Source organism: Mesorhizobium sp. WSM4836 (assembly GCF_055811815.1).
In genome coordinates this window covers 52,574-74,145 of the sequence record NZ_JBVVQF010000015.1, presented here as the reverse complement: position 1 = coordinate 74,145, position 21,572 = coordinate 52,574, and the positions used below count along the sequence as shown (strand labels likewise).

20 protein-coding genes and 1 pseudogene are annotated in these 21,572 nt (G+C 63.6%); 12 read left to right on the top strand and 9 right to left on the bottom strand.

Features of this window, described 5'->3' with window-relative positions; translation table 11 throughout:
* The first annotated feature begins 18 nt into the window (after positions 1–18).
* Entirely contained in the window at positions 19–1,008 is a 990-nt protein-coding gene (gene xdhC, locus AC0L2P_RS18590; protein ID WP_473502939.1) for a xanthine dehydrogenase accessory protein XdhC, read from the top strand.
* Positions 1,009–1,065: 57 nt separating this feature from the next.
* On the opposite strand, the gene AC0L2P_RS18585 is transcribed toward xdhC, so the two are convergent.
* The 3 genes and pseudogenes from AC0L2P_RS18585 to AC0L2P_RS18575 all read right to left on the bottom strand — a co-directional run bounded on the left by AC0L2P_RS18585 (position 1,066) and on the right by AC0L2P_RS18575 (position 4,327).
* On the bottom strand, positions 1,066–2,319 hold the full coding sequence (locus tag AC0L2P_RS18585; RefSeq protein ID WP_473502938.1) for an LLM class flavin-dependent oxidoreductase: 1,254 nt from the start codon (positions 2,317–2,319) through the stop codon (positions 1,066–1,068).
* Between the two features lie 276 nt (positions 2,320–2,595).
* Positions 2,596–3,312, bottom strand: a pseudogene (locus AC0L2P_RS18580) (LLM class flavin-dependent oxidoreductase); the annotation flags it as partial.
* 94 nt (positions 3,313–3,406) lie between these two features.
* Positions 3,407–4,327 (bottom strand): LysR family transcriptional regulator, encoded by a 921-nt coding sequence (locus AC0L2P_RS18575; protein WP_473502775.1) that lies wholly within the window; start codon positions 4,325–4,327, stop codon positions 3,407–3,409.
* A 140-nt stretch (positions 4,328–4,467) separates the two neighbouring features.
* Here AC0L2P_RS18575 and AC0L2P_RS18570 point away from each other — a divergent pair, with 140 nt between their 5' ends.
* From AC0L2P_RS18570 to AC0L2P_RS18555, 4 genes are all read left to right on the top strand, one after another.
* Complete coding sequence (locus tag AC0L2P_RS18570) at positions 4,468–5,685, top strand: urate hydroxylase PuuD (RefSeq protein ID WP_473502773.1); 1,218 nt, start codon at positions 4,468–4,470, stop codon at positions 5,683–5,685.
* The gene (gene guaD, locus AC0L2P_RS18565; RefSeq protein WP_473502771.1) at positions 5,682–6,995 is read left to right on the top strand and encodes a guanine deaminase; all 1,314 of its coding nucleotides are present in this window, start codon (positions 5,682–5,684) and stop codon (positions 6,993–6,995) included. Before AC0L2P_RS18570 ends, guaD begins: the two co-directional genes overlap by 4 nt.
* A gap of 74 nt (positions 6,996–7,069) precedes the next feature.
* Positions 7,070–7,576: a heme-degrading domain-containing protein gene (locus AC0L2P_RS18560; RefSeq protein ID WP_473502769.1), complete on the top strand. Its 507-nt coding sequence runs from the start codon at positions 7,070–7,072 to the stop codon at positions 7,574–7,576.
* 175 nt (positions 7,577–7,751) lie between these two features.
* Positions 7,752–9,017 carry a glycerate kinase type-2 family protein gene (locus AC0L2P_RS18555; RefSeq protein ID WP_473502767.1) on the top strand — a complete coding sequence of 422 codons (1,266 nt, stop codon included), beginning with the start codon at positions 7,752–7,754 and terminating at the stop codon, positions 9,015–9,017.
* Between the two features lies 1 nt (position 9,018).
* Here AC0L2P_RS18555 and AC0L2P_RS18550 read toward each other — a convergent pair whose 3' ends face one another.
* Genes AC0L2P_RS18550 through AC0L2P_RS18540 form a run of 3 tightly spaced genes read right to left on the bottom strand, consistent with a single transcriptional unit; the run spans position 9,019 to position 12,645 of the window.
* Positions 9,019–9,801 carry a UdgX family uracil-DNA binding protein gene (locus AC0L2P_RS18550; protein WP_473502765.1) on the bottom strand — a complete coding sequence of 261 codons (783 nt, stop codon included), beginning with the start codon at positions 9,799–9,801 and terminating at the stop codon, positions 9,019–9,021.
* Between the two features lie 25 nt (positions 9,802–9,826).
* Positions 9,827–11,248 (bottom strand): glutamine synthetase family protein, encoded by a 1,422-nt coding sequence (locus AC0L2P_RS18545; RefSeq protein ID WP_473502763.1) that lies wholly within the window; start codon positions 11,246–11,248, stop codon positions 9,827–9,829.
* A gap of 14 nt (positions 11,249–11,262) precedes the next feature.
* Positions 11,263–12,645 carry an aspartate aminotransferase family protein gene (locus tag AC0L2P_RS18540; RefSeq protein ID WP_473502761.1) on the bottom strand — a complete coding sequence of 461 codons (1,383 nt, stop codon included), beginning with the start codon at positions 12,643–12,645 and terminating at the stop codon, positions 11,263–11,265.
* Positions 12,646–12,801: 156 nt separating this feature from the next.
* Here AC0L2P_RS18540 and AC0L2P_RS18535 point away from each other — a divergent pair, with 156 nt between their 5' ends.
* A complete protein-coding gene (locus tag AC0L2P_RS18535; protein WP_473502759.1) occupies positions 12,802–13,257 on the top strand; it encodes a hypothetical protein in 456 nt (151 codons plus the stop codon).
* Positions 13,258–13,265: 8 nt separating this feature from the next.
* Here the strand turns inward: AC0L2P_RS18535 and AC0L2P_RS18530 are convergent, their stop codons facing one another.
* Both AC0L2P_RS18530 and AC0L2P_RS18525 read right to left on the bottom strand, forming a co-directional pair.
* Positions 13,266–14,240 carry a WD40 repeat domain-containing protein gene (locus AC0L2P_RS18530; RefSeq protein WP_473502757.1) on the bottom strand — a complete coding sequence of 325 codons (975 nt, stop codon included), beginning with the start codon at positions 14,238–14,240 and terminating at the stop codon, positions 13,266–13,268.
* Positions 14,241–14,397: 157 nt separating this feature from the next.
* A complete protein-coding gene (locus tag AC0L2P_RS18525) occupies positions 14,398–15,447 on the bottom strand; it encodes a CobW family GTP-binding protein (RefSeq protein WP_473502755.1) in 1,050 nt (349 codons plus the stop codon).
* Positions 15,448–15,757: 310 nt separating this feature from the next.
* On the opposite strand from AC0L2P_RS18525, the gene AC0L2P_RS18520 reads away from it, so the two are divergent.
* Both AC0L2P_RS18520 and AC0L2P_RS18515 read left to right on the top strand, forming a co-directional pair.
* Positions 15,758–16,354, top strand: a complete 597-nt coding sequence (locus AC0L2P_RS18520) for an intradiol ring-cleavage dioxygenase (protein WP_473502753.1) — start codon at positions 15,758–15,760, stop codon at positions 16,352–16,354.
* A 203-nt stretch (positions 16,355–16,557) separates the two neighbouring features.
* Positions 16,558–17,040 (top strand): MarR family winged helix-turn-helix transcriptional regulator, encoded by a 483-nt coding sequence (locus AC0L2P_RS18515; RefSeq protein ID WP_254816029.1) that lies wholly within the window; start codon positions 16,558–16,560, stop codon positions 17,038–17,040.
* 1 nt (position 17,041) lies between these two features.
* On the opposite strand, the gene AC0L2P_RS18510 is transcribed toward AC0L2P_RS18515, so the two are convergent.
* Positions 17,042–17,914 (bottom strand): AraC family transcriptional regulator, encoded by an 873-nt coding sequence (locus tag AC0L2P_RS18510; RefSeq protein WP_473502751.1) that lies wholly within the window; start codon positions 17,912–17,914, stop codon positions 17,042–17,044.
* Between the two features lie 51 nt (positions 17,915–17,965).
* On the opposite strand from AC0L2P_RS18510, the gene AC0L2P_RS18505 reads away from it, so the two are divergent.
* The 4 genes from AC0L2P_RS18505 to AC0L2P_RS18490 all read left to right on the top strand — a co-directional run bounded on the left by AC0L2P_RS18505 (position 17,966) and on the right by AC0L2P_RS18490 (position 21,524).
* Positions 17,966–18,373 carry a DUF2000 family protein gene (locus tag AC0L2P_RS18505; protein WP_473502749.1) on the top strand — a complete coding sequence of 136 codons (408 nt, stop codon included), beginning with the start codon at positions 17,966–17,968 and terminating at the stop codon, positions 18,371–18,373.
* A gap of 198 nt (positions 18,374–18,571) precedes the next feature.
* Positions 18,572–19,456: a DMT family transporter gene (locus AC0L2P_RS18500; protein ID WP_473502748.1), complete on the top strand. Its 885-nt coding sequence runs from the start codon at positions 18,572–18,574 to the stop codon at positions 19,454–19,456.
* Between the two features lie 68 nt (positions 19,457–19,524).
* The gene (locus tag AC0L2P_RS18495) at positions 19,525–20,547 is read left to right on the top strand and encodes a LacI family DNA-binding transcriptional regulator (RefSeq protein WP_352522759.1); all 1,023 of its coding nucleotides are present in this window, start codon (positions 19,525–19,527) and stop codon (positions 20,545–20,547) included.
* Entirely contained in the window at positions 20,544–21,524 is a 981-nt protein-coding gene (locus AC0L2P_RS18490; protein WP_473502747.1) for a 2-hydroxyacid dehydrogenase, read from the top strand. Before AC0L2P_RS18495 ends, AC0L2P_RS18490 begins: the two co-directional genes overlap by 4 nt.
* Positions 21,525–21,572 lie beyond the last annotated feature (48 nt).

The window sequence follows — 21,572 nt, the reverse complement described above, 5'->3', positions numbered from 1 at the left end:
CAATAGGGAACGCGAATGATGAACGCGAAAGTGCAGAGCCTGAAAGCCTTTCTTGCCGGTGCCGGCCGGGTGGCCTTGGTTGAGGTGGCCGGGACAAAAGGCTCGACGCCGCGCGAGACGGGTGCCTTCATGTTCGTCTCGGGATCGGCCACTTTCGGCACGATCGGCGGCGGCCAGCTCGAATACATGGCGATCGACAAAGCGCGGCAGTTGCTTTTCTCCCCCCTTGAGGGGGAGATGGCCGCGAAGCGGCCAGAGGGGGTCGTCTCAGAAGGCACCGCCAGCGCGTCGAGCACTGCCGCGGCGACCCCACCCGACGGCTTCGCCGCCACCCTCCCCTCAAGGGGGAGGGATATCCGCGCTACGCTCGACATCGCGCTCGGCCCGGAGATCGGGCAGTGCTGCGGCGGCAGGGTCGAGCTGCTGTTCCGGCTGGTCGACCCTGCGCTTGAAGCCAAGCTGGTTGCGGAGGCAGAGGCCGAGGAAGCGCAGCTGCCGCATGTCTACATCTTCGGCGGCGGCCATGTCGGCCAGGCGCTGGCCTCCACGGTGGCCTTGCTGCCGGTACGTGTCGTCCTTGTCGAGACGCGGGCCGAAGCGCTGCAGGGCATGCCGGAAGCGGTCGAGACCTGTTTGACGCCGATGCCGGAGGCGGTCGCGCGCAAGGCACCGGCCGGCTCCGCCTTTGTCGTCCTCACCCACGACCATGCGCTGGACTTCCTGATCGTCGCCGAGGCGCTGAAACGCCGGGATGCCGCCTATGTCGGCATGATCGGTTCCAGGACCAAGAAGGCGACGTTCCGGAACTGGTTCCTGAAGTCGGCGGACGGAAGCGACGCGGAGTTTGCCCGCCTCGTCTCGCCGATCGGCGGCGATGCGGTCAAGGACAAGCGCCCGCAGGTGATCGCCGCACTCGCTGCAGCCGAAATCATGACGGCGCTGGCCGCGTATGGTACGGCATCAGTCGCTCCGCATCCCGCCTCTCGTGGAAAGGCAATGGCCGGCTGACGGCTAATATTCCGCCGAGCTGCACTTTCTTGCAGGCGCGCTTCCAGAGGCTGCTGCCTATATTGGTCGTTTCAAGCCGAGATGGTCGCGCAGCGTGCTGCCTTCATAATCCGTGCGGAACAGCCCGCGCCGCTGCAGCTCCGGCACGACTAGTGTGGCAAAGGCATCGAGTTCGCCGGGAAAATAGGATGGCATGACGTTGAAACCGTCGGCCGCGCCGCCCTCGAAGCGTGCCTCGAGCTCGTCGGCGATCTGGGCTGGCGTGCCGACGACGCGCCAGTGGCCGCGCGCGCCGGCGAAATGGCGGGCAAGCTGGCGAATGGAAAGCTTATCGCGGCGCGATTGCTCGATGACGAGCGCCTGCCGGCTCTGCATGCCTTCGCTGGCCGGCAACTGCGGCAGCGGTCCGTCAATGGGATAGCGCGCGAGATCGGATATGCTGAGATAGCTGGAAAGCAGCGCGACACCGACGTCGTCCGGGATCAGTTCCTGCAATTCATCATGTTTTGCCCGGGCTTCCGCTTCGCTTGCCGCGACGACCGGCGCGACGCCAGGCATGATCTTGATGTCGTCCGGCTTGCGCCCATGGGCCGCGAGTCGTCCCTTGAGGTCGTCGTAGAAGGCCTTCGCTTCCTCGAATGTCTGCGCCGCCGTAAAGACCACGTCGGCGGTCCGGGCGGCGAGGTCGCGACCCTCGTCCGACGCTCCCGCTTGCACCATGACCGGTGCACCTTGTGGCGAGCGCGGCAGATCGAGCGGGTCGCGCACCGAAAAACTTCTGCCTTCGTATCCACCCTGGCCTCGCCAAAGGCCGGCAACCACCGCAGCGAATTCGCGCGCGCGTTCGTAGCGGTCCGCATGTGGGCGCAGTCCGGTCGAACCGAAATTGGCGGCCTCGATCTGGCTGGCCGAAGTGACGAGGTTCCAGCCGGCTCGGCCGCCGCTCAGATGGTCGAGCGACAGGAAGGTCCGCGCCAGCCCGTAAGGCTCGTTATAGCTCGTCGACGCCGTAGAGACGAGGCCGATGAGCTCCGTCTGGACGGCGAGCGCGGCAAGCAGGCTGATCGGCTCGAAGCCGATCGAGCGCGACGTTTGGCTGGCGATGTTCACATTGGCCTCGCGCACGCCGGCGGCGTCCTCGCAGAAGATCATGTCGAACTTGGCCGCTTCCGCCGTCCGCGCCAGCTGGATGTAATGGTCGATGTCGATGCCGGCCGTGACATGCGCCTGCGGATGGCGCCAGGCGGCGATGTGGTGGCCTGTCGCCCACAGGAAGGCGCCGAGCTTCATCTGGCCTCGAGCGGCGTTCATTGCCGATCCTCCCCTGCAAGCCCGAGACGGGCGCGCAGTGTCGCCGCGCTGTAGCCGGACCGGACAAGGCCGCGGCGGCGAAGCTCCGGCAGCACGAGATCGATGAAATCGTCGAGCGCCGATGTGAACGGCATGTCGATGTTGAAAACCGTCGCAGGCTTTCGAGCGAAAGCACTCTTCGAGCCTGTCCGCAAACAGGTCCGGCGCGGCGGTAATTTCGGCGCTGACGGTAACGTTCATCAGCACTTTCAACGCCTCCGGCCTGCGCCCGAAGGCAAGCGCACGGCGCTTCAGATCGCCAGCCTTCGCCGGCTCGATCGATGGCTCATCCAGCAGGACGACATCGGCGGTGGGTGCGGCGATATCCATGGCGGGCTCGGACAGGCTGGACATGACCAGCACCGGCGTGTCCTGCGGCGACCGCGCCACGTTGAGCGGCCCGCGCACGGAGAAATATTCACCCTTGTGGTCGAGAAGGTGCATCTTCTCGGGATCGAAGAAGCGCCCGCCAAACTTGTCGAACAGCAGCGCGTCTGCGTCCCAGCCTTTCCACAAGCCTTGCACGATGCCGATGAATTCCTCGGCGCGCAGGCGGAAATCGTCGCCGGAAAACCCTTCCGGTCGGCTGAAATTGGCCGCCTCGCGCGGGTCGGGCATCATGCTCGCGTTCCAACCGGCGCGGCCATGGCTGATAATATCGAGCGAGGCGAAACGGCGTGCGAGATTATAGGGCTGGTGGGCGACCATTGACGCCGCGGCGACGAGGCCGATCCTGCTTGTCACCGTCGCCAGCGCTGCCAGCAAGGTCGTTGCTTCGAAGCGCATTTGCCGGTTCGGTCCGCCTGCAACCTGCGCGGAATCGGCGAGCAACACCATGTCCAGACCGGCCGCTTCGGCTTCTTGCACGAACCGCGTCAGCAGGCTGAAATCCGGAAGGGCGTCGGACGGATGGGAAGCAGCGGCTTCCGGAGCTAGTGAAACGGCTAGATGCATTGTGGCGCCGCTGGCCATCGGTCTTCCCTGGTGAGTGAGATTCCATAAGAAATATCTTCGTCGGCTGGACGGAAAGCAACCGGCCAGCCGGCGATCATTTGCCGGCCAGAATATCCCTGATCAGCCGCTGGCAGCGCTCGGCCATGAAGTCGAGCAGCAGCCGCACCTTCGGATCCTGCAGCTTCTTGTGCGGGTAGACGGCGGCGAACTGCACCGGCGTCGGCGGCGTGTTGCTCAGGATCACCTTCAGCCGCTGGTCGCGGATAAACGGCTCGACCTCGAAGCGGGGCTTGTTGATGATGCCGCGGCCGGACAGCGCCCAGCCGGTCAGCACGTCGCCATCGTCGGTATCGTAGGGGCCGTGCACCTCGAACTTTTGCGGCCCGTTCGGCGTCTGCAGCATCCAGACATATTCGCGCGCGCCGGAATAGCGCAGCATCAGGCAATCGTGCTTCTTGCCGATCAACTCCTGCGGCTCGCTCGGCTCGCCGCGCACTTCCAGATATTGCGGCGCCGCTACCAGCACTCGCTCGCAGTCCATGATGCCGCGCATCCTGAGGCTGGAATCCTCGATGATGCCCAGCCGGAAGGCAACGTCGATGCCTTCCTTCATGATGTCGACATTGTGGTCGGAAAGCCGGAGCCGCACCTCGATATCGGGGTATCTGTCGTGGAAATCCGGGATGCCGGATGCCACCAGCCGCCGCCCGAGGCCGAGCGGCGCTGTCACCTTTATGGTGCCGCGCGGCTGGCCGGATAACGCGCTGACCGCCGCTTCCGCCTCGGTGACCGCCTCGAGCACCTGCTTGGCGCCGGAGTAGAACACCGTGCCGTGCTCGGTCGGCATCAACTGCCGCGTCGTGCGGTTGAACAGCCTGACGCCGAGGTGCTTCTCGAGCTCCTTGATTCGGTTGGAGGCGACCGCCGGCGAAATGCGCATGTCGCGCCCAGCCGCCGACAAATTGCCGAGCTCGACGACGCGGACGAAAACGGCGATGTTATCGAGATAGGCCATGCGGCTTTCGTGGCTCTCATGGTGGCTACGTGTAACGACCCTAGTATTTTCCAATTTTTTTTGAAAGTCATCGTGCAGCTCAGCCCTTTCCGTTTGCGCTCCAGTCCGTAAAGTCAGTCGATCGGCAGGGACGATTTTTCATGATGGATTTCGCGATATTCTGGGATTGGCTGAGTTTTGCCGTGCGCTGGCTGCACGTCGTCACCGGCATCGCCTGGATCGGCTCGTCCTTTTATTTCGTCGCGCTCGACCTCGGCCTGCGCCAGCGCCCGGGCATGCCTGCAGGTGCCTTCGGCGAGGAATGGCAGGTGCATGGCGGCGGTTTCTACCACGTGCAGAAATATCTGGTGGCACCGGCCGAAATGCCCGAGCACCTGACCTGGTTCAAGTGGGAATCCTACGCCACCTGGCTGTCAGGCTTCGCCATGCTGTGCGTGGTCTATTATGCCGGGGCGGATCTGTTCCTGATCGATCCGAATGTCCTTGCCATGTCGGTGCCTACAGGCATCTTGCTGTCGCTGGCGACGATCGGCGTCGGCTGGGTGGTGTACGATCTCTTGTGCCGTTCGCCGCTCGGCAACAGCGACACCGGCCTGATGCTGGTGCTGTATGGGGTGCTGGTATTCATGGCCTGGGGACTGACCCACCTGTTCACGGGCCGCGCCGCCTTCCTGCATCTTGGCGCCATCACCGCGACAATCATGTCGGCCAACGTCTTCATGGTCATCATCCCCAACCAGAAGATCGTCGTCGCCGACCTGATCGCCGGCCGCAAGCCCGATCCGAAATACGGCAAGATCGCCAAACAGCGCTCGCTGCATAACAATTACCTGACGCTGCCGGTTTTGTTCCTGATGCTGTCGAACCACTATCCGCTGGCGTTCGGCACGCAGTTCAACTGGGTCATCGCCTCGCTGGTGTTCATCATCGGCGTGCTGATCCGGCACTATTTCAACATCAGGCATGCGCGCAAACGCAATCCGACCTGGACCTGGCTGGCGGCGGCCGTGCTGTTCGTCGTCATCGTCTGGCTGTCGACGGCACCGAAGCTGCTGACCGGCGAGGCGAAGGCGTCGGCGGCGGCCCAGGTCTACGTTGCCTCGGCGCATTTCCCCGCCGTGCGCGATACGGTGCTTGGCCGCTGTTCGATGTGCCACGCGGCGGAGCCGTCCTACGAGGGCATTTACCATGCGCCGAAGGGCGTGATGCTCGACACCGATGCCGGCATCGCCGAGCACGCCGGCGAGATCTACCTGCAGGCCGGACGCAGCCACGCCATGCCGCCTGCCAACGTCACCCAGATCACCGACAAGGAACGGACGCTGCTGGTGGCATGGTTCGAAGGCGCAAGGAAATGACCAGCACGCTGCTGCGCGGCCGCACGCTGTCGTTTTTGCGCTGGCCCGAAACTATCGACGACCATTCCGCCTGGCGCTACGAGCAAGATGGCGGCCTGCTGCTCCGCGACGGTAGGATCGTTGCCGCGGGCACCTATGCCGAGGTCGAGAAAAAGGCGGGCGAGGGAACAAAAAAGATCGACCACAGGCCGCATCTGCTGCTGCCCGGGTTCATCGATGCGCACGCGCATTTTCCGCAGATGCAGGTCATCGCTTCCTTCGGCGCCGAGCTGCTCGACTGGCTGAACACCTACACCTTTCCCGAGGAGACCAAATTTCAGAATGCCCAGCATGGCCGCCGTATCGCCAGGCTGTTCCTGGATGAAGTGTTGCGCCACGGCACGACGACGGTTGCCGCCTATTGCTCGGTGCACAAAGAGTCTGCCGAAGCATTCTTCGCCGAATCGCACGACCGCAACATGCTCAACGTCGCCGGCAAGGTGATGATGGACCGCAACGCGCCGGAGGGCGTGCTCGACACGCCGCAATCGGGCTATGATGACACTAAGGCGCTGATCGGGGAATGGCATGGCAAAGGGCGGCAGCACTATGCCATCACGCCACGCTTTGCCATCACTTCATCGCCCGAACAGCTGGAGATAGCGGGCGCGCTGTGCCGCGAATATCCGGACCTGCACATGCAGACGCATCTGTCGGAAAACCACGCCGAGATCGCTTTCACGCAGCAGCTTTATCCGCAGACGCGCGACTATGCCGACATCTATGAACATTATGGGCTGCTCGGCCGCAAAAGCCTGTTCGGCCACTGCATCCACCTGTCGGAACGCGAGGCGGATGCGCTTTCGGAAAGCGGCTCGGTGGCGGTGTTCTGCCCGACCTCCAACCTGTTCCTCGGCTCGGGCCTGTTCGATTATCAACGCTATCGCCGCCGCGAAAAGCCGCTTCGCATCGCCGCCGCCACCGATGTCGGCGGTGGCACCAACTATTCGATGCTGCGCACCATGGACGAGGGCTACAAGGTGATCGCGCTGAATGGCGAGAAGCTAAATCCGTTTCAGTCATTCTGGCAACTGACCCGCGGCAATGCCGAGGCGCTGTCGCTTGTGGAAAAGATCGGCACGCTGGAGGAAGGCAGCGACGCCGATATCGTCGTGCTCGACGCCCGCGCCACGCCGGCGATGCGGCTGCGGGTGGAGACGGCAGACACGCTCGCCGAGGAATTGTTTCTGCTGCAGACGCTCGGCGACGACCGCGCCGTGCGCGAGGTCTATGTCGCCGGCCGCGCGGCCAAGACGGATATGGCGGTTTAGCTGTCGTATGCGGCCGGCTTGACCGAGCAGCAGCCATCCGCCAAAGCAACAGGCGAGATCGACAGGGGAACGACATGGCCGTTGCGGACGACATCGCTCTGATCAAGAAACAAGAAGCCACGCTTGTCTTTTCGGCCTTCGATGAAGCCGTCGCTTTCGAGATCGGCTCGGCGATCCGCGACCGGGCTCTCAAGGAAAACCTGCCGATCATCGTCGATATCAGAACTTTCGACCGCCCGCTGTTCTATGCGGCAATGCCCGGCTCGAACGCTTCCAATCCGGACTGGGCGCGGCGCAAGATCAACGTCGTGCGGCGGTTCCTGAAAAGCACCTACCGCATTGTGCTGGAGCAGCAGCGCCCCGACCGCAGCTTCAAGCCCGGCGAGGGGCTGGACGTTGCCGACTATGTGCTGGCCGGTGGCGGCTTTCCCATCACTGTCAAGGGCGCTGGCGTCATCGGCGTGATCACCGTTTCGGGCCTGCCGGAGCGTGAGGACCATGGCGTGGTCGTTGATGCGCTGTGTAGCTACTTGGGCGTCGATAGCCAGGAGTTGGTCCTGCCGCCGGAAGCAACATCGTGACGTTGGCGCCGCCCCTCATCCGCCTGCCGGCACCTTCTCCCGGTATGGTGACGGGGAGAAGGGAAGCGCTCCAACGCTGGCGACCCCCTCTCCCCGTCTCTATACGGGGAGAGGGTAAGGGTGAGGGGCAGCGCAAACGCCGCAGAAGCTCGCGCAGCGTCCGTGGCAGCTCAGTATGACCGCGCTCGACCCCAAGTCCTTTCTCATTTCGATCTTCAACGCCGCCGTTGCCGCAGCCGATCCCGAAAGGACGATCAAGGATCATTTGCCGGCAAGGCCGAAGGGCCGCACGATCGTCATCGGTGCAGGAAAAGGCTCGGCGCAGATGGCGGCGGCTTTCGAGGAAGCGTGGGACGGACCGATCGAAGGGCTGGTCGTCACCCGCTACGGCTATAGCGCGGCCTGCCGGCGCATCGAGATCATCGAGGCGGCGCATCCGGTGCCGGATGCCGCCGGGCTGGAAGCTTCGCGACAGCTGCTCGAAAAGGTCCAGGGACTGACTGCGGACGACCTTGTCGTAGCGCTCATTTCCGGCGGCGGCTCTGCGCTGCTGCCGTCACCCGCCGAAGGTCTGACGCTGGCCGATGAGATCGCCGTCAACGAGGCGCTGCTCGCCTCCGGTGCGCCGATCGCCGCGATGAATACCATCCGCAAGCACCTTTCCACCATCAAGGGCGGCAGGCTGGCGGCCGCCGCATATCCGGCCAAGGTGGTCTCGCTGGTGGTATCAGACATTCCGGGCGATAACCCGGCGCTGGTCGCTTCCGGCCCGACCGTTCCCGATTCCGGCAGCCGCGAAGATGCATTAGCGTCGATCGCTGCCTATGACATGAAACTACCGGCTTCAGTGATGACGCACATCAATTCGCCGGCCGCCGATGCACCGCGCGTCGATGATCGGCGTTTTTCGCGCAACGAGGTACATCTGATCGCCTCGGCCGGCGTATCGCTGGAAGCGGCTGCGGCCGAAGCCAGGCACCAAGGTATCGAAGCGGTCATTCTCTCGGATTCCATCGAGGGCGAGGCGCGTGAGGTCGGCGGCGTCCACGCCGCGATCGCGCGCGAAGTGGCGACGCGCAACCGGCCATTCGCAAAGCCGGTGCTGATCCTGTCGGGCGGCGAGACGACCGTGACCTTGCGCGCGAAAGGCAAAGGCGGCCGCAACTCGGAATTCCTGCTCGCCTTCGCCATTGGCATCAGCGGCATGGCCGGCGTCCACGCACTGGCTGCCGACACCGACGGCATTGACGGTTCGGAAGACAATGCCGGCGCCTTCGCCGACGGCTCGACAGTGTCGCGGATGCATAAGGCGGGCGTCGATGCCAAGGCCATGCTTGCCGGCAACAACGCCTGGATGGCATTCAACGCCGTAGATGACCTTTTCGTACCCGGTCCGACCGGCACAAACGTCAACGATCTCCGGGCGATATTGATCAAATAGCTCAGGCGGCCATCAGCTTTTTCACCGCTCTCATATCCTGCAGGAACCGCTCGCGTTCGGCCTGCTTGTCCGCCGGCTCGCGGATGCGCAGGATGAAGGACGGGTGGATGGTGACGAAGACACGCAGGCCATCGTCGCGTTCCACCACCGCCCCGCGCATCTTCATGATCGGCACCACCTTGCCAAGCAGCGCCTGCGCCGCCGTTGCGCCGAGCGCCACCGCCAGATTGGGCTTGATCAGATCGATTTCCTTGTCGAGCCACCAGCGGCAAGCCTGCACCTCGCCGGCGTTCGGCTTGGAGTGGATGCGCCGCTTGCCGCGCGGCTCGAACTTGAAATGCTTGACCGCGTTGGTGACGTAGACTTTCAGCCGATCGACGCCGGCATCGTCCAGGATCGCGTCGAACACCTTGCCCGCCGGACCGACGAAGGGCTTGCCCGCCAGGTCCTCCTGGTCGCCCGGCTGTTCGCCGACGAAGATCACCTTGGCTTTATCAGGGCCCTCACCGAACACGGTCTGCGTGGCGTCGTGCCATAGCGGACAGCGGCGGCAGATCTTGGCCGTTTCGCGCAGTTCAGGAATCGTCCTGGCGTCGATTTCGATCGTTTCGGGGGATTTGCCGGTCGGCAAGCCTCTCGACTGCACCTTGGCACGGTGCGGCGTGGGGGTCGTCTGCATCCTGGCGATCATGGCTAAGGCGGCCTTGTCCGCTCCTGCAATCAGACACGCAATGAGCAAAGCCCGCCGAAGGTTCCGCTGAATTTGTTCCGCATGGGCCTTCACCGGCGGATGGCGACGATGTGAAGCCCTAAACCTCGTGCAGATAGAGGTGATAGTCTAGCTCGCTGACCGTGCGCGCCACGCGCAGATATTCCGACTGCTTGATTGCCACGAATGTCCGATGCAGGTCTTCGCCCAATGCGCCCTTGAGGAAGGTCGACGCCCTTGCCGCCTCGATGGCGGCACGCCAGTCGACCGGCATCGTCGTGCGCGTGACGGCGGATTCGTAGCCATTGCCGGTGGTTTCAGGGCCGGGATCAAGCCCTTCGTCGAGACCCTTAGTGATGCCGGCCAGCACCGTTGCCGCGACTAGATAAGGGTTGGCATCGACGCCGGATGGCCGGTGCTCGATGCGGCGGTTCTTGGCATCGCCGGCCGGCACACGCAGCGCCACCGAACGGTTGTTGACGCCCCAGGTCGGCGCCACCGGCGCATAGGATTGCGACACGAAACGCCGCCATGAATTGGCGTGCGGCGCGAACACCAGCATCGATTCCGCCATCGTCTGGATCAGTCCGCCGAGACCGCGCAGCAGCGGCAGCGACCAGCTTTCGCCGCCGGCTTCGGCAAAGACGTTCTTGCCGGCATCATCCAGCAGCGAGACATGGAAATGCATGCCAGAGCCGGCATACTTCTCGATCGGCTTGGCCATGAAGCAAGCGGTGACACCATGACGGCGTGCCTGCGCCCGCACCAGCCGCTTGAGCATGACGAGATCGTCGGCCGCCCGCATCACGTCCTTGCGGTAATTGAGCGTCAGCTCGTACTGGCCGGGCGCATATTCCGAGATGACCGTCTCGGCCGGGATGCCTTGCACCTTGGCTGCGGCATATATGTCGGAAAACAGCGGCTCCATGCCGTGCAGATGGTCGACGGAATAGACCTCGGTCTTGGCCGAGCGGCGGCCGTCGAGCACCGCATGAGCCGGCTGCACCTTGCCTTCGGCATCGCGCTCATTGGCGAGCAGGAAGAACTCGAGCTCGAACGCGCCGGCCGGATGCAGGCCCTTGGCCGCGAGGATATCTACCTGGCGGGCGAGTGCCAGCCGCGGGTCGGACGACATTGGCTGGCCATCGAGATGATACATCGCCATCAGCACCTGGCCGCGCGGCGGCTGTGTGCCGAACAGCGGCACCAGTGTGCCGGGGATCGGCCACGCCCGCAGGTCGCCGTCGCCGGTCGTCCAGATCAGCCCGGTCTCGTGGACATCCTCGCCGGTTATGTCGAGGCCGAGGATCGAGATCGGCATGTGCCGGCCACCCTCGAAGATGCTCATCAACTCATGACGGCGCACGATCTTGCCGCGCCCGACACCATTGGCGTCGGTCAGCACGATGTCGAACGCCTCGATCTCGGGATGGGCGTCGAGAAAGGCCCGCGCCTCGGGGGGCGTCGAGCCCGAAGGGGATGCCGTGACCAGGTTCAAACTTTGCTTGGGCGCTTGTTTCATGCCGCAAGCTTCTCTCACGCCGTAAGCTTTGCCGCAACCGCGCCGAAGGCAGTGATCAGCCGGTTCACCTGGGCGGCGCTGGTCGCAGGAGAGATCAGCATCATGTTGTGGAAGGGTGCGATCAGCACGCCGCGATTGACCAGCGCGACATGGATTGCCGCCTCGAGTTCCGGTGCATGCGCAGCTTCCGCCTCGCCGCCGTTCCTCAGCGGGCCCGGCGCGCAGATGAACTCGACACGAGCACCGACGCGAGCAACATGCCAGGGCAGACGATAGCGATCGATGACGGCAGTCAGCCCGGCGTCGAGCCGCCGCGCCAGATGGTCCATATGGCTGTAATTCTCGTCGGTCATGACGTCTTCGAGCGTGGCGCGCATCGCCGCGAATTGCAGCGGATTGCCCGACAGCGTTGTCCCCATGCCGGAATAGCCGGGCTCTTTCTGGCCGATATAGGCGGCATAGCGCGTTGCAACGCCTTCGCTCATGCCCCACACACTCGCCGGTAAGCCGCCGGCAATCGGCTTGCCGAGCACGAACAGGTCCGGCTCCAGCCCGAATTTCCTCGTATAGCCGCCGGGGCCGGTCGAGATCGTATGCGTCTCGTCGATCAAAAGCAGCGTGCCGGCCGCACGGGTGAGATGCCGCAACCCATCATGAAAGCCGGCTTCGGGCAGCACCATGCAGGAATTGGTCAGCACCGGCTCGGTGATGACGCAGGCGACTTGCCTGTCCCGGAGTGCGGCCTCGAGCGCCGGAAGATCATTGAACTCGACGATATCAGTTGCCCGCGTCAGGTCGCGGAATTCGCCGGCCAGTCCCGGTCGGTTCACCGCTTTGCCGTCGACCAGCCGCACCATCGTCTCGTCGACCGAGCCATGATAGCAGCCGTTGAAGACCAGGATCTTCTCCCGGCCGGTAACGGCACGGGCAACCCGCAGCGCGAAGCGGTTGGCGTCGGTCGCCGTCGTCGCGATCTGCCACAACGGCAAACCGAAACGCTGCTGCAGCAGCGGCCCGATGGCGAGCGCGTCCTCGGCAGGCAGCATGTAGGTCAGGCCGCGTCCGGCCTGCCGGCGGATGGCGCGGGCGACCGGCGGCGGCGAATGGCCGAACATCGAGCCGGTATCGCCGAGGCAGAAGTCGTCGAGCTGGTTGCCGTCGATATCTCTGATGGTGGCGCCTTTGGCCTTATCAACGAGGATCGGGAACGGCGTCGGCCAGTCGTTCATCCAATGCATCGGCACGCCGCCGAAGAAGCCGGGCAGTCCGTTGCCGATTTTCGCCATCGATTTCGGCCGCGCCCGGCGGAAGATGTCAGCCTCCGCCTCGCGCAATTTTGCGATCCGGACAGGGCTGATGCCGCCGGTGGAACTCTTTGAATGGTCGATGATGTTCATGACGGCCTCTCGTTGACACTCTAGCCAATGGGCGACTGGCACCGCAATTGGCCGGATAGCTGCCGTGAGTTGGTTCAGCGGTCATATGAATGGAAACAGGCGCTTGACCGCGAGCCGCCTTCGGCACCAATGGCACTTCGGGCTGGAGAGGACAAGATGATGCGGGCGATCGTCTGCGCGGCAACACTACTGTCGTCGGTTGGTGCAGCTTTGGCGTCCGGCGGCATCTGGTGTTCCACCGAGGATGCAGCCGTCAAATTTCAGGTCGAGGCCGGCGTCACCAGAGGCATGGGCGGCCCGACTTTCAATTTTCGCGGCGATCTCGAAATTCTCGGCAGGCCGGTCGGCGACGATCTGCGCAAGACCGTGTTCGAGGATCAGAATCTCACGCAATACTGGCTCGACAACAAGGAGCTGCGGCTGCTCGTCTATCGCGAGCACGAGGTCGCAAACAACTACAGCTATGTCAGCTTGGCCATCCTGACAAAGGCCAGCGACGAAGGCGTCTATGACGGACGTTATTCGCTCGAGGTCTATGACGGCACGGCGGATGCGGACAAGGATGGCAAGCCGGCTGAATTGACCGGCAAAGTATCTTGCGGAGCCGAGTAAGTAACAGGCTACGCCGAAATATCGATGACGCCGCAGTCGCCGGCAGCGCTGCCGAAGGCGACACGGCGCTCTTCCTTGTCCCACATCATCGATGTGATGGCGCCCTTGCCCGGTCGGCGCAACAGCACCTCCTTGGCATCTGCGAAACGCACCGCCATTACCATGCCGTCATCATAGCCGACGGCGACGACGTCCTGGCCCGGATGGCAGGCGACCGAGGTGACCATCGCATTGCCGCGCGTGCCGAGTTCCAGCGGCGCCTTGCCCATCGGCCCGTCCTTGCCGGAAAACGGCCAGACGATCGCCGCCGGGGCGCCGGAACTCGCCAGCCATTTGCCCTTGGCGCTCCACGACAGGCTTTTGACCTTGCCGGGGTAGCCAGACATCCGCATGTGCTTGCCGTCGGCGAGCTTCCAGCCATGCAGCGCGTTTTCCTGCATTGTGGTGACGACGAAGCCGCCGTCCGGCGAAAACGTGATGCCGGTGTGAGCGCCGGCCCATTCGAGCTCGACCGGCTTGCCGTCGGCGGCCGGGAAATGCAGCGTCGCGCCATTGTAGCGGGCAACGCCGAAGCGCATGCCCTTGGGCGAGAAGGCTAGCCCCTCGACCGAGCGCGGATGCGAGAATTCCCTGGTCTTGCCGTCAGCAAAACGCACATAGGCAATTTTGCCCGAAGCATAGGCAACAGCGCCTTGCGGCCCGGCGGCGACGCTGGTGATCCATTTTTTGCCTGCAGCCGCCAATTCCGCTGCATTGCCGCCCGCGGTTACGGCAAAGATCTTGCCGTCCTCACCGCCGGTGATCAGCCGGTCGTTTGCGGCATCGTGAAAGGCGGCGAGCAGCCCGTCATTGGCCTGCACCGTCTTATGGCCATGGTCGAGCCGATGGATTGTGCCGTCGGCCAGCGCGAAATGCGGCACGTCGCCGAGGAACACGGCGGCGAGGCAGTGGCCTTCGAGATCGAGCGGGGCGACTGTCGGCATGAGAGACCATTCCGTTCGAGATTTCTGCTAGCCCACCCTTAAGGGGTTGAGCTGCGGGTCTCAACCCGTGCTTCGGATCGTCGTGAGGAGAGAGCGCCAGCGTTGCGGGCTGCCCCTTCTCCCCTTCTTGTGGGAGAAGGAAGAAAGGGGAGCTAAATCAAGCGGCCTGGCAGGCCTGAAAGCTTGTCTTCAGCCGCTCGGCGTCGAGTTCGCGGCCGATGAACACCAGCCGGCTCTCGTGCTTCTCGCCGTCCTTCCAAGCGCGCTGGTGATCGCCCTCGATGATCATGTGCACGCCCTGGATGACATAGCGCTCGTCATCGCCTTTCAGCGCGATGATCCCTTTCAGCCGCAGGATGTTCGGGCCTTCCATCTGGGTGACCTTCTCGATCCACGGGAAGAACTTTTTCGGGTCCATCTCGCCGCCGCGCAGCGACACCGACTGCACGGTCACGTCATGGATGTCGGAAGCGTGCTCATGATGATGATGCCCGTCATGATCGTGGTGATCATGGCCGTCGTGATCATGGTGATGGTGGTCGTGATCGTCATGCGCCTCGAGGAAGTGCGGATCGTTCTCCAGCGCCCGGGACAGGTCGAACGCACCGCGATCGAGCACCTCGGACAGCGCCACGCCGGCGCGTGTGGTGCGATGGATTCGTGCCGCTGGATTGATGGCGCGGATCGTCGCCTCCACCTTGCTCAGCTCTTCGGCGGTGACCAGATCGGTCTTGTTGAGCACGACGACATCGGCAAAGGCGATCTGGTCCTCGGCCTCGCGGGAATCTTTGAGACGCAGCGGCAGGTGCTTGGCGTCGACCAGCGCCACCACGGCATCGAGCCTGGTCTTGGAACGTACGTCGTCGTCCATGAAGAAGGTCTGCGCCACCGGCACGGGATCGGCGAGGCCTGTGGTCTCGACGACAATGGCGTCGAAGCGGCCAGGCCTGCGCATCAGGCCTTCGACGACGCGGATCAGGTCGCCGCGCACGGTGCAGCAGACGCAGCCATTGTTCATCTCGTAGATTTCCTCGTCGGATTCCACGATCAGCTCGTTGTCGATGCCGATCTCGCCGAACTCATTGACGATGACGGCGTAGCGCTTGCCATGGTTTTCCGAAAGGATGCGGTTGAGCAGTGTCGTCTTGCCGGCGCCGAGATAGCCGGTGAGGACGGTTACGGGGATCTGCGTCTGTGCGTCGCTCATATTGTGCCTCGAATAGGGATTGCCGGCTCCATATAGGATGTGTGCTCGGCTTTTGCACGAGGCAAACCGATGGGCCAAAGAGGCCGGTATTGCCGAACTTTCCTCACATCGCCGAACGTTCATTGGCGCGGGCTGGCGGTGGGCCTAGATAGGGCGAGGGGTTGTTCGCACTGAGGAGGCGCCAGATGTCCGACAAGTCCTTGCCACTAAGCCGGCGGCAGGCTCTCGGTCTTGTAGCGGTCACCACCGGCGGATATTCCTGCCCGCCGGCGTAAGGGCCGGGCAGGTCTCGCCCTATGCCGGGCTCGCCTTGTTCGAAGCCGGTGCCGGCGTCTGCGCCATCACGCCCGAGGTCACCCAAGGACCGTTCTATTTCGACCCGAAGCTCGAACGCGCCGATATCACCGAGGGCAAAAAGGGCATCGCCCTCAATGTGCGGCTGCAAATCGTCGACGCCGCCTGTCGACCGCTTCCCGGCGCACGCGTCGATATCTGGCATTGCGACGCCCAGGGCGCCTATTCCGGCTATCCCGGACAGGGCGACGGGCAGGATATCGACACGTCCGGCCAGAGTTTTCTGCGCGGCTGGCAGAGAACCGATGAAGACGGCATTGCTTCTTTCGCCACCATCTATCCCGGCTGGTATCGCGGCCGCACCACCCACATCCATTTCAAGATCTTCCCCGACGACCGCTCGGCGATGACCGGCCAGATGTTCTTCCCCGACAGCTTGAGCGAGCAGATATTCGCCACCGTCGCGCCCTATCACGATCGCCCCGGCAAACGCGATACATCGAACACGCGGGACGGCATTGCGCGGCAGGCCGGGCCGCCGTCGCAGGCAGCGCTGCGGGAAATGGCGGACGCCTATCACGCCTTGATGGTGGTCGCGGTGAGGGCCGGTTGAGAACACCTCGTCACGTCGTCATCCAGCCGTTGCGGAAAGTCGTTTGTCATCTAACTGAAATAAACATCTGGCATTAGCCACGGCGAACACCGCGATGCTTGCCGGCAAAGCTATTTTCCGAGCCGGAACGTTTTCGATCGTCATTGCCAATCGGCGGACTGCTTCTATGCTGTGCGCACCGGTTCGGCCGAGGAGGGATGAGCATGGCCAAGGCGGACAAGACTGCAACAATGAGCCGGCTGCATTCGGCGGCGCGGCTGGCGCGCACGGCGCTCGCCGCCCGGCTTCTGGCGCATGGCTTCTATGCCGGCCAGGACCAGATCATGCTGGCGCTCGACCGCGAGGACGGGCAGACGCCCGGCAATCTTGCCGGCCGCCTCGGCGTGCGTCCGCCGACCATCACCAAGACCATCAACCGGCTGCAGGCGCAGGGTTTTCTGGAAAAGCGGGCCTCCTCCGCCGATGCCCGCCAGGCGCATATTTTCCTCACCGACACCGGCCGCGAAATCATCCACGCCATCGAGAAATCGGTGAAGAAGACCGAAAAGCAGGCATTGAAGGGTCTCGACAAGAAAGATCAGAAAGCACTGTTCAAGCTGCTCGCCCGTGTCGAGGCGAACCTTTCGAACGGCGAAATGGTGCTCCCGGATGACGAACTGGACATCGAAGACAAGATGCTTGAATAGGTCACGCGTTCGCCGCTGGTGGCCGCCGCGTCAGTGCCGACCAGCGTCCCGGTGTGACGCCGAACGCTTTTTTGAAATGCCGATTGAAATGGCTTTGGTCACTGAAGCCGGCTGCGATGGCGATTTGCGCCAGTGGCTCGTCGGCTTCGATCATCCGACGGGCTCGTTGAAGCCGGCGCATCAACAGGAACCTGTGCGGGCTGGTGGAGAAGGTGGCGCGGAAATGCCGCGACAGGGCATAACGGTCCAATCCGGTTATCGCCTCCAATTCATCCGAGCGTACAATGCGCGCGACATTTTGCTCCAGATAGTCGCGCGCCAGGCTGGCCGCGCGCCAGGCCGTTTTTGCTAGCGGTTTCGCCGGCCGACCGGCGTGCCGGGCCAGGCTTTGCATAAGCTGCGTCATGAAATCGACGACAAACAGCTCGTCCAGCTCCTGATTCAGCGGCCCGAGCGCCGAAAGCAGTGTTGCGCGGAGATCGCGGTCTGTCACCACGGCATTCCCGACGAATGGCAGTGATCCGCCGCCGAGACAATCGAGCATCAGGGACGGCTCCAAATAGAGCATTCTGTATCGCAAGCCGTCTTCGGTGCCGGCGCCGCCGTCGTGCAGTTCGTCGGGATGAAGGATAATGATCTGGCCGGGCAGGCTCTGGTGCGTTTGGCCGCGATAGCGGAAGCGCTGCACGCCATAAAGCGTCACCCCGATCGCATAGGTGTCGTGGCGATGGAGATCGAAGGCGTTGCCGTGAAACCGGGCCTCGATGCGTTCCATCCCGGCAGCACCGGGTGCCGGCACGATGCAGTTCTCGGCTGCATCCACGCACAAACGTCCAAGACCCTGAAAGGCTTCCCCGTCTAGACCGTGCGGCATCGCTTCTCTCGGAGCCTTGGATTGGCCCCCTTTCGGATTGGAAACTGTCGCATGTTCGATACGAAATTTGCAATCGTGCTCAAGGACGATCTTCCCGTCTGGCAAAAGCTCAACGTCACCGCCTTTCTGGCCAGCGGCATCGTCGCGCAGTTTCCCGACATTATCGGCGGCCCCTACCGTGACCGCGCCGGCAATATCTACAACCCGCTGTCGATCCAGCCGGTCATCGTGCTTTCGGCGGACGGCAAGACGCTCGGCGCGATACAGCGGCGGGCGCTGGAGCGTGGTGTAACGGTTTCGCTCTATGTCGAAGAAATGTTTTCGACTGGGTATGATCTGGCCAACCGTGCCGCCTTTGCCGAATTTGCGCCGGAGGATGCCAAGGTGGCCGGCATCGCGCTTCGCGCCGAAAAGAAGCTCGCCGACAAGATCACCAAGGGCGCCCGCATGCACGCCTGAGTCGTCGGCCACTAGCTCGGCCACCAGGAACAAAAACTGAGCCTGTCGGCGGCTGTCGTTGTGCCAGGCTGTTTTGGCTTGCCCGCAGGCGACAATTGCCGCATTGGTGAGGCATTGCCTTGCTCCCCGTCCGGCCTGAAATTGAATGCTCCCTCAAGACAAGACGAAAGCGCGACATCGCCAGCGGCGATCCTGTGCATGCTTTCCGTCTATGTGTTTTTCACCTTTCTCGATACCAGCAGCAAATACCTTGTCCTGGCCGGCGTCTCGGCGCTGGTCGTCGCCTGGACCCGCTTCGCGGTCCATGTGCTGATCGTCGGCCTCTTTCTGCGCGGGTGGCGCGAGCCACTGCGCTTTCGTCCCGCCAACCTGCCGGCGCATATCACGCGCGGGCTGCTCCTGTTCGGATCGACGATATGCAACATTCTGGCGCTGCGGACGCTGCAGCTGGCGGAAACCACCTCGATCTACTTTTTCGGCCCGATGGTGATCACCGCGCTTGCCGGTCCGTTGCTCGGCGAATGGGCCGGCTGGCGGCGCTGGCTGGCGATCATGAGCGGCTTTGTCGGCGTTCTCATCATCACCCGGCCGGGCGTCGGCGTTTTTGGCATCGGCCATCTCTTTGCGCTCGGCTCGATGCTATCGAACAGTTTCTACGTCATCATGACGCGCCGCATGTCGGCGACGGAAACCTCCGAAAGCCTCATCCTGTTTTCGGTGTTGGCGCCCGCCGTGCTGCTGCTGCCGACACTGCCGTTTTCGGTTTCGCTGCCGCAGGATGGCTGGCACTGGTTCATATTGCTGATGCTGGGCGTCTTCGGCGCCATCGGCCATTGGCTTCTTGTGCAGGCCTATCGCCTTGCCACCACCACGGCCCTGGCCCCCTATCCATATTCGCAGATGATCTGGATGATCATCTCCGGCCTGATCGTCTTCGACCAGTTTCCCGACCGCTGGACGCTGGTCGGTGCCACGGTCATCGTCGCCAGCGGCCTCTACATCGTCCACCGCGAGCACCGGTTTCGCTTGCGCAACCGCGCGACGCTGGACGCGGAGGCGGAAGCGCTGGCAAAAAAACTTTGATTTGCTCGGGATCGATGGCATAAAAGCCGGCCTTTAAACAGTTTAAATTGCTTCGGGAGCGCAGGGCGCTGGCACAGAAGATCAAGCTTTCGACCATCGCGGATGCGCTCGGCGTGTCCACGGCCACGGTCTCGCTGGCCTTGCGCGACAGCCCGCTGGTCGCCGGCGGCACCCGCGACCGCATCAAGGAACATGCCCGCGCCATCGGCTATATCTACAACCGCCGCGCCGCCAGCCTGCGCACCTCGCGCTCGGGCATTGTCGGCGTCGTCGTCCACGACATCATGAACCCGTTCTTTGCCGAGATACTGCGTTCGATCGAGAGCGAGCTCGACCGCAGCCGGCAAACCTTCATCCTGTCGAACCACTACGACCAGCTCGAGAAACAACGCACCTTCATCGACACGCTTCTGCAGCTCGGCGCCGATGGCGTCATCATGTCGCCGGCCATCGGCACGCCGCCCGAAGACATAATCATGGCCGAGGAGAATGGTCTGCCGGCAGTGCTGATTGCACGGACCGTCGAAGGCGCCGACGTGCCGGTGTTCCGCGGCGACGATGCCTACGGCACCGGGCTTGCCACCAATCATCTGATCTCGCTTGGCCACAAGCGCATCGCCATGATCGGCGGCACCGACCAGACCTCGACCGGCCGCGACCGCTATCAGGGATATGTCAACGCCATGGAGGCGGCAGGGCTTGAGGTCAGGCCGTCCTGGCGCATCGTCGGCCCGCGCACCAAACAGGCGGGTTTCGAGGCCGCCGGGCAGTTCCTGGCGCTGAAGGACAGGCCGACCGCGGCCTGCTGCTGGAACGACCTCGTCGCCATCGGCCTGATGAACGGCATTGCGCGCGCCGGGCTGGTGCCGGGCATCGACATCTCCGTTACCGGCTATGACGACCTCGAAGAGGCGGCGATCGCGACGCCGGCGCTGACCACGGTCTGGAACGGCCAGCGCGAGGTTGGCCGCCGCGCCGCCAGCGCGCTGCTCGACAAGCTCAACGGACAGACGGTGCGGCCGTCGCAGGAACTGATCAAGCCGGAACTGCATGTGCGCCAGTCGACCGGCAAACCGGTGGAACGTGCATGACAAAAACCGAACAGCAAGCTGTCGCCATTCTGGTGCCGGGCCAGTTCAACGATCATGCCGTCGGCCGCATCGACGGGGCGTTCAGCCGCGTCCGGATCGAACGCGCCGATCCGTCGCTGGTCACCGACGAGATGCGCCGTACGGTGCGCGGCATAGCCGCCTTTGGCGGCATAAGCGCCGCGTTGATGGACGCGCTGCCAAGGCTCGAGATCATCGCCAATTTCGGCGTCGGCTATGATTCTGTCGATGTCCGCCACGCCGCACAGCGCGGCATCATGGTCACCAACACACCGGATGTGCTGACCGAGGAGGTCGCCGATACGGCGCTCGGCCTGTTGATCAACACCATCCGCGAACTGCCGCGCGCCGAGGCCTGGCTGCGCGATGGAAGTTGGCTGCGCAGCGGCAATTATCCGCTGAGCCGGCTGACCTTGCGCGGTCGCCATGTCGGCATTTTCGGCATGGGCCGCATCGGCCTCGCCATTGCCCGCCGCCTCGACGCTTTCGGGCTGCCCATCGCGTATCATAACCGGCGCCGCGTTGATGGCCTGTCCTATGATTATCACCCGACGCTGAAGGGTCTCGCCGAGGCGGTCGACACGCTGATTTCGGTGGCGCCCGGCGGGGCCTCGACGGAAAAGGCCGTCAATGCCGAAATCCTCTCGGCTCTTGGGCCGAACGGCGTCTTCGTCAATATCGGCCGGGGCAGTACGGTCGACGAACCAGCCCTGGCCGCCGCACTTGCCAGCGGCAGCATCGCGGCTGCCGGGTTAGACGTCTTTGCCGACGAGCCGAATGTGCCAGCGGCATTGCTTGCCGCGTCCAACACCTCGCTTTTGCCGCATGTTGGCTCGGCCTCGCAGCACACCCGCCGCGCCATGGCGGATCTGTGCGTCGACAATCTGGTTTCCTGGTTTTCGCAAGGAAAGCCGCTGACGCCGGTCCCCGAGACCGCAAACCTCAAGGCAAGGCCGTGAGCGGGCCGCCGTAGTTGTTAACTTCAGCTTAACCCTTCGGAATCATTC

What these genes read in the sequence shown, in the direction of transcription:
- AC0L2P_RS18510 (WP_473502751.1), bottom strand. Translation starts at nt 17,914, where the DNA reads ATGCCGCACGGTCTAGACGGGGAAGCCTTTCAGGGTCTTGGACGTTTG.
- AC0L2P_RS18515 (WP_254816029.1), top strand. Translation starts at nt 16,558, where the DNA reads ATGGCCAAGGCGGACAAGACTGCAACAATGAGCCGGCTGCATTCGGCG.
- AC0L2P_RS18585 (WP_473502938.1), bottom strand. Translation starts at nt 2,319, where the DNA reads ATGAACGCCGCTCGAGGCCAGATGAAGCTCGGCGCCTTCCTGTGGGCG.
- AC0L2P_RS18505 (WP_473502749.1), top strand. Translation starts at nt 17,966, where the DNA reads ATGTTCGATACGAAATTTGCAATCGTGCTCAAGGACGATCTTCCCGTC.
- AC0L2P_RS18555 (WP_473502767.1), top strand. Translation starts at nt 7,752, where the DNA reads ATGACCGCGCTCGACCCCAAGTCCTTTCTCATTTCGATCTTCAACGCC.
- AC0L2P_RS18570 (WP_473502773.1), top strand. Translation starts at nt 4,468, where the DNA reads ATGATGGATTTCGCGATATTCTGGGATTGGCTGAGTTTTGCCGTGCGC.
- AC0L2P_RS18530 (WP_473502757.1), bottom strand. Translation starts at nt 14,240, where the DNA reads ATGCCGACAGTCGCCCCGCTCGATCTCGAAGGCCACTGCCTCGCCGCC.
- AC0L2P_RS18540 (WP_473502761.1), bottom strand. Translation starts at nt 12,645, where the DNA reads ATGAACATCATCGACCATTCAAAGAGTTCCACCGGCGGCATCAGCCCT.
- AC0L2P_RS18545 (WP_473502763.1), bottom strand. Translation starts at nt 11,248, where the DNA reads ATGAAACAAGCGCCCAAGCAAAGTTTGAACCTGGTCACGGCATCCCCT.
- AC0L2P_RS18560 (WP_473502769.1), top strand. Translation starts at nt 7,070, where the DNA reads ATGGCCGTTGCGGACGACATCGCTCTGATCAAGAAACAAGAAGCCACG.
- AC0L2P_RS18525 (WP_473502755.1), bottom strand. Translation starts at nt 15,447, where the DNA reads ATGAGCGACGCACAGACGCAGATCCCCGTAACCGTCCTCACCGGCTAT.
- guaD (WP_473502771.1), top strand. Translation starts at nt 5,682, where the DNA reads ATGACCAGCACGCTGCTGCGCGGCCGCACGCTGTCGTTTTTGCGCTGG.
- AC0L2P_RS18490 (WP_473502747.1), top strand. Translation starts at nt 20,544, where the DNA reads ATGACAAAAACCGAACAGCAAGCTGTCGCCATTCTGGTGCCGGGCCAG.
- AC0L2P_RS18535 (WP_473502759.1), top strand. Translation starts at nt 12,802, where the DNA reads ATGATGCGGGCGATCGTCTGCGCGGCAACACTACTGTCGTCGGTTGGT.
- xdhC (WP_473502939.1), top strand. Translation starts at nt 19, where the DNA reads ATGAACGCGAAAGTGCAGAGCCTGAAAGCCTTTCTTGCCGGTGCCGGC.
- AC0L2P_RS18575 (WP_473502775.1), bottom strand. Translation starts at nt 4,327, where the DNA reads ATGGCCTATCTCGATAACATCGCCGTTTTCGTCCGCGTCGTCGAGCTC.
- AC0L2P_RS18500 (WP_473502748.1), top strand. Translation starts at nt 18,572, where the DNA reads ATGCTTTCCGTCTATGTGTTTTTCACCTTTCTCGATACCAGCAGCAAA.